This window comes from uncultured Bacteroides sp. (genome assembly GCF_905207245.1).
GTDB lineage: Bacteria > Bacteroidota > Bacteroidia > Bacteroidales > Bacteroidaceae > Bacteroides.
Window position 1 is genome coordinate 26,212 of the sequence record NZ_CAJLKP010000059.1, and the last position, 11,999, is coordinate 38,210.

At 44.5% G+C, this 11,999-nt stretch carries 11 protein-coding genes; 7 read left to right on the top strand and 4 right to left on the bottom strand.

What is annotated here, in order from left to right; genetic code table 11:
• Position 1: 1 nt before the first annotated feature.
• The 6 genes from QZ135_RS16910 to miaA all read left to right on the top strand — a co-directional run bounded on the left by QZ135_RS16910 (position 2) and on the right by miaA (position 6,304).
• A complete protein-coding gene (locus QZ135_RS16910; RefSeq protein ID WP_294611869.1) occupies positions 2-1,228 on the top strand; it encodes an HD domain-containing protein in 1,227 nt (408 codons plus the stop codon).
• 85 nt (positions 1,229-1,313) lie between these two features.
• Positions 1,314-2,354 (top strand): UDP-3-O-(3-hydroxymyristoyl)glucosamine N-acyltransferase, encoded by a 1,041-nt coding sequence (lpxD, locus tag QZ135_RS16915; RefSeq protein WP_294611871.1) that lies wholly within the window; start codon positions 1,314-1,316, stop codon positions 2,352-2,354.
• Positions 2,355-2,357: 3 nt separating this feature from the next.
• Positions 2,358-3,743, top strand: a complete 1,386-nt coding sequence (locus QZ135_RS16920) for a bifunctional UDP-3-O-[3-hydroxymyristoyl] N-acetylglucosamine deacetylase/3-hydroxyacyl-ACP dehydratase (RefSeq protein ID WP_294611873.1) — start codon at positions 2,358-2,360, stop codon at positions 3,741-3,743.
• 111 nt (positions 3,744-3,854) lie between these two features.
• On the top strand, positions 3,855-4,622 hold the full coding sequence (gene lpxA, locus QZ135_RS16925; protein WP_294611875.1) for an acyl-ACP--UDP-N-acetylglucosamine O-acyltransferase: 768 nt from the start codon (positions 3,855-3,857) through the stop codon (positions 4,620-4,622).
• A gap of 70 nt (positions 4,623-4,692) precedes the next feature.
• Positions 4,693-5,244 (top strand): hypothetical protein, encoded by a 552-nt coding sequence (locus tag QZ135_RS16930; protein ID WP_294611877.1) that lies wholly within the window; start codon positions 4,693-4,695, stop codon positions 5,242-5,244.
• Between the two features lie 163 nt (positions 5,245-5,407).
• Complete coding sequence (gene miaA / locus QZ135_RS16935; protein ID WP_294611879.1) at positions 5,408-6,304, top strand: tRNA (adenosine(37)-N6)-dimethylallyltransferase MiaA; 897 nt, start codon at positions 5,408-5,410, stop codon at positions 6,302-6,304.
• A gap of 3 nt (positions 6,305-6,307) precedes the next feature.
• Here the strand turns inward: miaA and QZ135_RS16940 are convergent, their stop codons facing one another.
• Positions 6,308-7,558: a hypothetical protein gene (locus QZ135_RS16940; RefSeq protein WP_294611881.1), complete on the bottom strand. Its 1,251-nt coding sequence runs from the start codon at positions 7,556-7,558 to the stop codon at positions 6,308-6,310.
• 142 nt (positions 7,559-7,700) lie between these two features.
• On the opposite strand from QZ135_RS16940, the gene QZ135_RS16945 reads away from it, so the two are divergent.
• Positions 7,701-8,876, top strand: a complete 1,176-nt coding sequence (locus QZ135_RS16945; RefSeq protein WP_294611882.1) for a TlpA disulfide reductase family protein — start codon at positions 7,701-7,703, stop codon at positions 8,874-8,876.
• Positions 8,877-9,267: 391 nt separating this feature from the next.
• Here the strand turns inward: QZ135_RS16945 and QZ135_RS16950 are convergent, their stop codons facing one another.
• From QZ135_RS16950 to QZ135_RS16960, 3 genes are all read right to left on the bottom strand, one after another.
• Positions 9,268-9,873: a TonB-dependent receptor plug domain-containing protein gene (locus QZ135_RS16950; RefSeq protein ID WP_294611883.1), complete on the bottom strand. Its 606-nt coding sequence runs from the start codon at positions 9,871-9,873 to the stop codon at positions 9,268-9,270.
• A 93-nt stretch (positions 9,874-9,966) separates the two neighbouring features.
• Entirely contained in the window at positions 9,967-10,731 is a 765-nt protein-coding gene (locus QZ135_RS16955; RefSeq protein ID WP_294611884.1) for a TlpA disulfide reductase family protein, read from the bottom strand.
• A gap of 15 nt (positions 10,732-10,746) precedes the next feature.
• Positions 10,747-11,999, bottom strand: a 1,253-nt coding sequence (locus tag QZ135_RS16960) for a TonB family protein (RefSeq protein WP_294611885.1), incomplete at its 5' end; no start/stop codon positions are given.

An 11,999-nucleotide genomic window follows, 5' to 3' on the forward strand; every position in this document is an offset into this window, starting at 1 on the left:
AATGTTCGAAAGGAAAATCATTAACGACCCGGTGTTCGGGTTCATCAATATCCCGAAGGGGTTGCTGTACGACGTCGTGCGGCATCCCCTCTTGCAGCGTTTAAACCGCATCAAGCAACTGGGCTTGTCGTCCGTGGTTTATCCCGGCGCACAGCACACCCGCTTTCAGCATTCGCTGGGCGCTTTCCACCTGATGAGCGAAGCCATCCAGCACCTCACCAGCAAGGGCAACTTCATCTTCGACAGCGAAGCCGAAGCGGTGCAAGCGGCTATCTTGATGCACGACATCGGACACGGACCATTCTCCCACGTACTGGAAGATACCATCGTACAGGGGGTATCCCACGAAGACATCTCGCTCCTGCTAATGGAACGCATCAACAAAGAAATGAACGGGCAACTCACCCTTGCCATCCAAATCTTCAAGGACGAATATCCCAAGAAGTTCCTGCACCAACTCGTCAGCGGCCAACTCGATATGGACCGCATGGATTACCTGCGGCGCGACAGTTTCTATACCGGCGTGACGGAAGGCAACATCGGCTCGGCACGTATCATCAAAATGCTCGACGTGAAAGAAGACCACCTTGTAGTAGAGTCCAAAGGCATCTATTCCATTGAGAATTTCCTCACCGCCCGCCGCCTGATGTACTGGCAGGTATATCTGCACAAAACGTCAGTAGCTTATGAGAAGATGCTTATCAGCGCCTTGCTCCGAGCCAAAGAACTGGCAAACCAGGGTGTGGAATTATTTGCTTCACCGGCACTGCGTTTTTTCCTTTACAATGACATTAACAAGGAAACTTTCTATGCCAACCCCGAATGCCTGGAGAACTTCATCCAACTGGATGATAATGACATATGGACTGCTCTGAAAGTGTGGAGCACCCACAGCGACAAGGTTCTGTCCACGTTGAGTCTCGGAATGATTAACCGTAATATCTTCAAAGTAGAAATTTCTACCGAGCCGATATGTGAAAAAAGAAAAAAAGAGTTAACTTTGCAAATCAGTCAGCAACTGGACATACCCCTCTCTGAAGCGAGCTATTTCGTCTCTACCCCCAGCATCGAGAAGAATATGTACGACCCGGCAGACGATAGTATTGATATCCTCTATAAAGACGGAAGCATCAAGAATATTGCTGAAGCATCGGACATGCTCAACATTTCCCTTCTGTCTAAGAAAGTAAAAAAATACTATCTTTGCTACCAACGTTTGCATAGGTAAGTATAAAATATTCACCCAAGGACAAGGAAATATAAAAAAAAAGTCCGTTATTTGTGATTTGAAACCATCTAACAAGAATAAGACAATGGAGTTCTCTGCTAAACAAATTGCAACATTTATCCAAGGAGAAATCGTTGGAGACGAGAATGCAACCGTACATACTTTTGCCAAAATAGAAGAAGGCATCCCCGGTGCTATCTCGTTTCTGTCCAACCCCAAATATATATCTTATATATACGACACCCAAGCCAGCATAGTACTGGTAAACAAAGACTTCGTTCCCGAGCAGGAAGTTAAAGCCACTTTAATCAAGGTGGACAACGCTTATGAAAGTCTTGCTAAACTACTCAACCTTTATGAACAAAGTAAGCCTAAGCGTGTTGGAATTCATCCGCTGGCTTTCGTTGCCGAGACTGCAAAAATAGGCAAGGATGTTTACATTGCACCATTCGCTTGCATCGGTGAATATGCTGAGGTGGGCGACAATACAATGATTCATCCGCATGCTACCATCGGTAGCGGCGCCAAAGTGGGCAACGATTGCATCATATATGCCAGTGCCACCATTTACCATGACTGCCGGGTAGGCAATCATTGCATTCTGCATTCCGGCAGCGTGATTGGCGCGGACGGTTTTGGCTTTGCCCCTACTATCGAAGGTTACGAGAAGATTCCTCAAATCGGTATCGTGATACTGGAAGACAATGTGGAAATTGGTGCCAACACCTGTGTGGACCGTGCCACAATGGGAGCAACTATCGTACATAAAGGTGTAAAGCTGGACAATCTGATACAGATAGCCCACAATGACGAAATCGGTTCGCATACCGTTATGGCAGCGCAAGTGGGTGTTGCAGGTTCCACAAAAGTGGGCGAATGGTGTATGTTCGGCGGCCAGGTAGGCATTGCAGGACACAGTCATATAGGCAATAAAGTGAGCCTCGGAGCCCAATCGGGCGTACCGGGCGATTTGAAAGATGGCAGCCAGTTAATAGGTACCCCCCCTATGGAGTTGAAGCAATACTTCAAAGCTTCCATCGCACAACGGAGCTTACCCGAGATGCAGAAAGAAATCCGTCAGCTCCGTAAAGAACTGAATGAATTGAAACAACAAATAAATAAGTAACAAATGTTGAAACAAAAGACTCTGAAAGACAGTTTTTCCCTCAGTGGTAAAGGCCTTCATACGGGACTCGACCTAACTGTTACTTTCAATCCGGCTCCGGACAATCACGGATACAAAATTCAGCGTATCGATTTGGAAGGACAACCTACTATTGAAGCGGTAGCAGACAATGTGGTCGAAACGACCCGTGGCACTGTTCTTTCCAAGAACAATGTGAAAGTCAGCACTGTGGAGCACGGCATGGCAGCCCTTTATGCATTAGGCATCGACAACTGCCTGATACAAGTCAACGGTCCTGAGTTTCCTATTCTGGACGGAAGCGCCCAATATTATGCACAAGAAATAGAGCGCGTAGGTACAGAAGAACAAAATGCCGTTAAAGATTTCTATATCATCAAGTCAAAAATCGAGTTCCGCGATGAGAAGACAGGTTCTTCCATCATCGTGCTACCTGATGAGAACTTCAGCTTGAACGTGCTGGTATCTTACGACTCGAATATCATCCCCAACCAGTTTGCAACGTTGGAAGATATGTCGAAATTCAAAGAAGAAGTGGCCGGAAGCCGTACCTTCGTATTTGTGCGCGAAATAGAGCCGTTGCTGCAAGCCGGCCTCATCAAAGGCGGTGATCTGGACAATGCCATCGTGATTTACGAACGCAAGATGTCTCAGGAAGATTTCGACAAACTGGCTGACGTGATGGGTGTTCCCCACATGGACGCCGAGCAATTGGGCTATATCAACCACAAGCCGCTGGTATGGGCCAATGAATGTGCACGCCACAAATTGCTCGACGTTATCGGTGACTTGGCTTTGATAGGTAAACCCATCAAGGGACGCATCATTGCTACCCGTCCGGGGCACACCATTAATAATAAGTTTGCCCGTCAGATGCGTAAGGAAATCCGTCTGCACGACATTCAGGCACCGACTTACGATTGTAATCGCGAACCCGTGATGGACGTAAACCGCATCCGCGAACTGTTGCCGCACCGTTATCCGTTCCAATTGGTAGATAAAGTAATTGAAATCGGTGCCAACTACATTGTAGGAGCGAAGAATATAACTGCCAATGAGCCTTTCTTCCAGGGCCACTTCCCGCAGGAACCGGTAATGCCGGGCGTACTGCAGATTGAGGCCATGGCACAAGTGGGCGGCTTGCTTGTATTGAACTCTGTAGACGAGCCCGAACGTTACTCCACCTACTTCATGAAAATAGATGGTGTGAAGTTCCGCCAGAAAGTGGTGCCGGGCGATACCTTAATTTTCCGCGTAGAACTGATTTCACCTATCCGCCGTGGTATTTCCACCATGAAAGGCTATGCATTTGTAGGTGAAAAAGTGGTTTGCGAGGCAGAATTTATGGCACAAATAGTTAAGAACAAGTGAATATAAATATTAGGTATTAAGTATTAATTATTAATTGGCTGCGCACTTATTCTTAAGCGCTTTCATCCTGATAATTAATAATTAATATTTGATAATTAATAATTAAATAACATGATAAGTCCCTTAGCGTATATTCATCCCGAGGCAAAAATCGGGGAAAACGTAGAGATTGCTCCTTTTGTATTCATTGACAAGAATGTGGTAATCGGCGATAATAATAAAATTATGGCAAATGCCAACATTCTGTACGGTTCGCGTATCGGTAATGGAAACACTATCTTTCCGGGAGCTGTCATCGGTGCCATTCCTCAGGACTTGAAGTTCCAAGGGGAAGAGAGTACCGCTGAGATTGGTGATAACAACACTATCCGTGAGAATGTGACCATCAACCGTGGTACGGCTGCCAAAGGCAGAACCATCATAGGCAACAACAACCTGTTAATGGAAGGAGTGCATGTGGCACACGATGCCCTTGTCGGTAACTATTGCATCATCGGAAACTCAACCAAGATGGCAGGTGAAATCGTGATAGACGATTATTCCATCATCAGTGCCAATGTACTGATGCACCAATTCTGTCGCGTAGGCGGATTCGGTATGATACAAGGAGGTTGCCGTTTCAGCAAAGACATTCCACCGTACATCATTGCCGGTCGGGAGCCTATTGCTTACAGTGGTATCAATGTCATCGGTCTGCGCCGCCGCGGATTCACCAATGAAACCATTGAGAATATTCACAATGCATACCGCATCATCTATCAGAGCGGACTGAACACTTCGGACGCACTGAAGAAAATAGAGGAAGAAATTCCGACAGGTCCGGAGATTGAATATATTGTCAGCTTCATTCAGAACTCCGAACGTGGTATCATCAGGTAATAAAACGATAAAGTGATAAGTGATAACAGTGTTACCACACTATCACATTACAACATTATAACTTTAGAGTATGATTTACAGATTTACACTTATCTCCGACGAAGCGGATGACTTCGTAAGAGAAATACAAATTGACCCGGAGGCTACATTCTACGACTTGCACGAGGCTATCGTGAAGTCAGTGGGCTACACCAATGACCAGATGACTTCTTTCTTCATCTGTGATGACGATTGGGAAAAAGAAAAAGAAATCACGCTGGAAGAAATGGACGACAATCCGGAAATGGATAGTTGGGTAATGAAAGACACCATTATCAGCGAACTGGTGGAAGATGAGAAACAGAAATTGCTCTATGTATTCGACTACATGACAGAGCGTTGTTTCTTTATCGAACTCTCTGAAATCATTACCGGAAAGGAAATGAAGGGTGCCAAATGCACCAAGAAGGAAGGCGAAGCTCCGAAACAAACAGTTGACTTTGAAGAGATGGCAGCTAATAGTGGATCACTCGATTTAGACGAGAACTTCTACGGAGACCAGGACTTCGATCTGGAAGAATTCGACCAGGAAGGATTCGATATGGGGGGCGGTGAAGCCTCATTCGAGGAAGAAAAGTTCTAAATTTGAGTATGCCAAAGGAGCCACTGTACCCCTTATAGCATTTTTAGACGCGGATTACGCGGATAACGCGGATTTTTTTAGTTTAGAATCCGTGTTACCCGCGTAATCTGCGTCTAAAGAATAATCTCTATTTTTTCTTTGAAACGTTTTACACAACATCTGTATGAAAACCCTGATAGTGCTTATTGGACCGACCGGAGTCGGAAAGACCGAACTCAGCCTGCGGCTGGCAGAGCATTACCACACTTGCATCGTTTCTGCTGACTCCCGTCAACTTTATGCCGACCTGAAAATAGGTACGGCAGCCCCTACCCCTGAACAACTGCAACGTGTGAAGCACTACCTTGTCGGCACATTGCAACTCACCGACTATTACAGCGCCGCCCAATACGAGGCGGAAGTACTGAAACTCCTGGATACTTTATTTACCGAACAGGACACCGTATTGCTTACCGGTGGCTCCATGATGTACGTAGACGCTGTATGCAAAGGCATTGACGACATCCCTACCGTAGATGCGGAAACACGCCAGTTGATGCTGCACAAGTATGAAACGGAAGGTTTGGAAAGACTCTGTGCAGAACTGAAATTGCTCGACCCGGAATATTATAAGATAGTAGACCTTAAGAATCCTAAGCGCGTGGTACATGCATTGGAGATATGCTATATGACGGGAAAGACTTATACCTCCTTCCGTACCCAACAAAAGAAAGAACGTCCCTTCCGCATCGTGAAGATAGGTCTGACACGTGACCGTGAAGAGCTCTACGAGCGCATCAACCAACGAGTGGAGCTTATGATAGAAGACGGACTGATAGAAGAAGTGAGACGAGTATATCCATACCGGACACTCAATTCCCTGAATACAGTAGGCTACAAAGAAATGTTCAAGTATCTTGATGGAGAATGGACGCTACCTTTCGCTATAGAGAAAATCAAACAGAATTCGCGCATCTATTCACGTAAGCAAATGACATGGTTCAAGAGGGATGAAGAGATTCGTTGGTTCCATCCGGAACAAGAAACGGAGATACTGGCGTACCTTCGTTCAGTGATGTAATATCTATTCTGCTTCAAGTAAACTCTGGTAAATCATTCTTATCGACGCATCCAACTCCTCATAAAGCTTCGGTATTGCTTGGGTATCGAGGCTTCCCTTTTTGCGCCATTCTTCCAATAATGGTTTTGCAGTACGAAACACCTCATCTTCCACAGAAGTAAGCGTTGTCATATAGCCATCACCTTTCTCCGGACTATACAGTCGCTCCCAATTCAGATAACGCCCGGTTCCCATCCCTTGCTTATAACTGAAAACCCGGTCTGCCAAGCGAAGCGACCAGTCGCTAAGCGGGGCAGCCTTACATTCTTTATTAAAACAAACCAGCTCAGGAAGTAGTTTATCGGCACCTTTCACCCAAAGCGGAATGGCTATCCCGGTAGGAGAATAACCAAGTAGCGTCCACATGGTTGTGAGTTCCGCCTTCTCACCCGGCTTCACACCTTGCACCACCACAGAGCACGATGTACTGCTACGTGGAATGAAATCCTGGTCAACAAACCAGCCCGACGCTTGCGGACGATTATAAGCACCGCTACGCAAATCAATATCAAGCATACGGTTACGGAACGAGCGCGACAAGTCATTGAAGATAAACTGTGGTGTGATGCTGCCTGTGGCCGAAGCCTTCATCAATACCTGGTCTGCCTCCATATATCTCACATACCCGGCACCTTCGTTCACTTTACCTGCAAAGGAAAAGTTTGTGCGGGCAACATAACCATAAGGAGCATCCTTAGGATTATTAGCATCATACATTATGTACTTTTGATAATCCACCTCGAACATAACCGCACCACCTTTTGCATCAATCACACCTAAATTAGCCTCAATATAGCTGGGCTTGGAAATAGTATCCAGAAAATGACAGAAATCCTCTACGGTGGCACAAACTTCGAGTGCACGATAGATAATACGTCCATTGGCAGCTCCCCGCTCCTCACCATCTTTCACGTCCACCAGATTATAAGACTGAGTATTCATCAAAGCAAATCCGGCAGAATTGGTTCCCATCCATGCTTCTTTCAGATAAGCATTATCACTATTCACCACAGCGATGAAATCATATTTCTCACCTTTCACATAGTCAATGTGATTTCGCATGAAGTCCGTATCACGGTTCTTCCAAAGCAAAGGGCGACCGTCGGGAGTAACTTTACCGGATACTACAGCAGAAGTACAGGCCAACACAGAGTCAGTAAGCAAGAGTGCGGTTGCCACCACACACAGAATTAATAAGGAGGTGCGTTTCAACATAAATCATCAGGTATTAGGAAGTTGATACAAAAATAAGAAATTCGGATAAAAAAGCACCTGAATAAATGAGATTTATTTAGTTTATATTGGATATCCCTATAATAATACTTACTTTTGAACACAACTAAAAACGAAGGAAACCATGAAACAATTCCTCCCAACGGCGTTACTAACGTCTATGCTATTAACCAGTTCTTGCACAACAATTCCCGCCTTTCGGATAGATGCTACAACACAAGGCATACAGGCAGGAGACACGCTTATCTTTACCCACCATTCATTGCCCGACTGGAAGGAAGTCGGCTCCGACACGCTCATTGCTACCAAGGAAGGGCAGTTTTCTTTTAGTAAAATAATTGGTAAAACAAGCCTTTATAATATTGTATATCGTCCTTCCCAGGCCGAGCCCCTGACCTATTGCAATCGTGGCTTTTCATTTTACGTTCGCCCGGGCGACCATTTGAAAGTAAAAGGCAATATTGAATTCTTCCCTGCCATGCACAAAGAAGGCGGAATGTATGATGACCCGCGCCTGCAACGCATCCTTACTCTGGAAGACAGCATAACGGTGGAGATGAACAAAATCTATCGTAAACTACGTTATTTTGCCGATTTACGAGGTACTCCGCAAGCCAATCCGGATTCGATGATATACTATAACCAGGCTTACAGACAATGCCACTCCAAAGAATTGAGCGAAACTCGGCTCAACTTCTATAACACAGCGGACGATAGCGAATACGCTGCCTTGGAATACATGCGGGCTCTCCATAGCATACCATACAAGGAGGCTCAAGAAAGATTTGCCCGCTTCACACCCGAAGTCCAGTCATCCACTACCGGAAAGAAAATAGAGCAGTTGCTCAAGGTTATGAAAAATATCGAACCGGGAAACATCCCAAGTGAATTTACCGTTATTGCTGCCGACAGCAGTCGTATATCCCTATCGGACTACCGGGGTAAATATCTGCTTATCTACCATTGGGGATATGGTTGCCCGGGCACTACCTGGGTACACCCCCGCCTCTTGGACCTCTATGCAAAGTATCATGACAAGGGATTCGAAATTTTGGGATTTACCGGAGATAAATGTCCTCAAAATCTTTCCGGAAATGCTGAAGCAACTGCCCTTTACTTCCCACCCTGGCCCACCGTATATACAGAACAAAAAGAAAATAGCTTTATAGCAACCGATTATTACTTCAACGGAGTTCCTATCCTGATGGTGATTTCGCCCGAAGGCAAGACGCTCTTGCGGGGATATAGCGACATATATCAACCGCTCAAAGATTTGCTGGAAAAAGAAATGGGCAAATAAAAATGCAGTAATGCTTGACTTTGGCTTACGAATGTAGTATATTTGTAACCGTAATCCTGATTTAGATTTGGGAAGAAGACAATGAGAGGAGCAACGTGAGTTACTCCTCTTTTTTTGTATAGTATAGTAAGAAATCAGGGAAAACACACCTTGTTTTCAGTCAAAACAGACAATGTAATCACTCAAAACATACCATCTGCCGGAGCAAAACAGACGATGTAAACAGAGTAAACACACCATCTGTTCCGGAAAAATAAAAACGGGAAAGCAGAAGTTCTCCCGTCCCGTTAATATTCCGTAAATCTGCTCTTGACAAAAGATGCTTCGACAAGCTCAGCATGACAGATAGTAGTAATAATCAAAAGATATTATACCAACAGATAATCACTTTTTATTCGTATTCTCCCCTGATAAAAATTATCGGCTTGATATATACTTCCAGTATCCCATCCGCTCCGGTTTTCACTTCCATTTGTTCAATGTCTGTCTGGTAGGCGGTTCTTGCAGGTACTTCTTTGCCGTCGATATAGTAACGTACATTCCGTCTGTCTACGCCTTTCGACTTCAGGAGGTCATCTATTTTTTTCGTAGACTTTTCTTCTTTTACCTGCTCTCTGGACTTCAATGTAACGATTATCACTCCATTTATACCACGTGTTCCATAGATTGCAGTGGCTGAAGCATCTTTCAAAATCTCAATCTGCTCAATATATTCAGGATTCAATGCAGCGAAGATTTCGGAAGGAACTTCCATTTTATTCACGATAAACAGGGGTTCATTGTCTCTGATAGGAGCATGGTCTCTGATAACCAAGGTGCTGTCTCTCTTCGGAGACTGCTTCATAAAAGTTTCATTTTTCAAAGTATCTTTGAAAAGCACAATCTCCTTCATCAAAGGAGTTCCGGCATGGGTAGATATAGCGGCAGATATCACTAATAATAGAAATACTCCCCAAAAGAAGCTATATCCCCGGTGAATTCGTTTTCCTTGTCTCATAGCATTATCTTTTAAGTGATTAGAATCTAAACCGTCTTAAACAAAAATACTTAAAAGTAATGACTTAAACAAAGAAATAAGAAACAATATTGCTTATTCGGCTGATAATTCCTTTAATCTATCAAGCAAATAGGATCGTTTACTCTCGCTTGTACCTTCTTCCCAATAGCGGATAACACCTTTCTTATCTACCAACAACGTAGTGGGCGTGACTTGCACCTTAAACAGATTGAAGAAGAACAACTCATCGGCAATATGGGTAAAGAGAAAGGGACGGTTTTCCACAATCTTCTTTATCTGATCAGCCGTGTTCCAAGTGGTAGAAAAATAAGTTACATCCGGACAGATTTTCATCCATTCGTTCAGGTCTGGCATTTCTTTGATACATGGTCTGCAACCGGTATGCCAATAGTTCAGCACAAAAGGCTTTCCAAGTATATCAGCTTTCTTCCAGATGCGGCCTGTCGTGTCCGTTACTTTAAAGTCTGGGAATGACTTTCCCACCCATTCGTCAAGAGTAACTGAATTACTAGTTATCCCCAACACGGGTGCTTTTCCCAAACGGGAAATTCTCAAAAGTTCTTCCCCTCCGGGCACCTCTTCCACCGGAATCCGATATTTCATTGCGTACTCCGGTAAAGTCTTTCCCTTGCCCAACCTAATCTCCCAAGCAGAGTGTCCTTCGTCATCTTGCAGCATAGCAAGACGATCTCCTTCTGCATTCCTGATTCCCGGCGGCATACCATTAAAGAAATATCCGTCGATAAGGTAATATTTATCACTGGTAGTCTGGGCAGAGCAAAGCCCCGCCCAAACAAACATCATAGAGAGAAACAAAAAGAGAGAATTTATTTTCATACTAAAATATACTGATTATTCGTCTTTTAAAGTAACCGTTACCTTCGGTGCAACTTTCACCTTAGTGGCCTTCATATTCACATAAGAAACTACTAACTTGTCCCCCTTTGCAGCAGGTATGACAAAACGCCCATCCACATCGGTAACCGTTCCCATGTTTGTTCCTTCAAGCAGAACAATGGCACCAATAATAGGCTCTCCATCCTTATCCTGAACAATGCCTTCAACCTTCATTTCACCTTTGGCAGAAGCTTTCTCACCACCTTTAACGGTAAAATAAACATTCTCCTTGCCTTCACTAGTAACCATCGTGTATTTTCCTTTGCCTTTCTTGGTAGTGATATAGATCTTCCCCCTATTTGCATCTTCTGCACTTTTCTCAACATTGATGCTCTCTATCTCGCTAGGGAATACAACTTCATCCAATGCTTTACCATTCAATTCGATTTTTTCGCCGTCAACAAATACATCCACATCTGCCCAATCCGCCCTTCTATTATTCAGATAAACCGCATTCACTCCGGGTACACTGACTACTGAACTCTTGTTTGATAAAGTAATAGGCTTTTTATCACTCCCCTTCAAGGTAATCAGGATAACGCCATTCTTTCCTTTATCGCCATACAATTCAGTAGCTGATTTATCTTTTAGAACAGTCATACTCTCTATTTTATTAACATCCAGAGCGGACATTATCGAGGAGGTAACTTCTTTGCCATCTACAATATACAGAGGGGCATTTGCACCCTGAACAGAGAAATCAGTTGACAGTGAGTTCGCCACCATCGGAGAGTTCACTTTCTTCTCCCCTTCCAGTCTAAACAACACCGGCATCGTAAATTTCACAGCTACCGCCTGTCCCTTTTGCATTCCCGGCTTCCACTTCGGCATCGACTTCACCAATCGGATAGCCTCAGCATCCAGTTCTTTATCTACCGAACGGAGAACTTTAGGTTCCGTCACATTTCCTGCTTTATCAACAACAAACTGCACCGTGACACGCCCTTGCGTACCGTTTTCCTTTGCAGATTCAGGATATTGCATATTCTTCTGAATGTATTCCAAAGCAGCAGGCATTCCACCACCGGGGAATTCCGGCATCTGTTCAACCATTTCAAAGACCGGAGAACCTTGCAGTTTGTCACCCACCTCCGCAGGTATATACTTCACCTCTACAGGCTTCGCTGTATCTTTCAATACTGTGCTTACCTGCACAGCCTCCTCGATAGTTTTTGTGGCTTTTGCTTCCACAATTGCTGTCAAATCAT

Bases quoted from the DNA above. Each gene is read 5' to 3' on its own strand.
- miaA (WP_294611879.1), top strand. From the start codon at position 5,408: ATGAAAACCCTGATAGTGCTTATTGGACCGACCGGAGTCGGAAAGACC.
- QZ135_RS16940 (WP_294611881.1), bottom strand. From the start codon at position 7,558: ATGTTGAAACGCACCTCCTTATTAATTCTGTGTGTGGTGGCAACCGCA.
- QZ135_RS16930 (WP_294611877.1), top strand. From the start codon at position 4,693: ATGATTTACAGATTTACACTTATCTCCGACGAAGCGGATGACTTCGTA.
- QZ135_RS16950 (WP_294611883.1), bottom strand. From the start codon at position 9,873: ATGAGACAAGGAAAACGAATTCACCGGGGATATAGCTTCTTTTGGGGA.
- QZ135_RS16910 (WP_294611869.1), top strand. From the start codon at position 2: ATGTTCGAAAGGAAAATCATTAACGACCCGGTGTTCGGGTTCATCAAT.
- lpxA (WP_294611875.1), top strand. From the start codon at position 3,855: ATGATAAGTCCCTTAGCGTATATTCATCCCGAGGCAAAAATCGGGGAA.
- QZ135_RS16920 (WP_294611873.1), top strand. From the start codon at position 2,358: ATGTTGAAACAAAAGACTCTGAAAGACAGTTTTTCCCTCAGTGGTAAA.
- lpxD (WP_294611871.1), top strand. From the start codon at position 1,314: ATGGAGTTCTCTGCTAAACAAATTGCAACATTTATCCAAGGAGAAATC.
- QZ135_RS16945 (WP_294611882.1), top strand. From the start codon at position 7,701: ATGAAACAATTCCTCCCAACGGCGTTACTAACGTCTATGCTATTAACC.
- QZ135_RS16955 (WP_294611884.1), bottom strand. From the start codon at position 10,731: ATGAAAATAAATTCTCTCTTTTTGTTTCTCTCTATGATGTTTGTTTGG.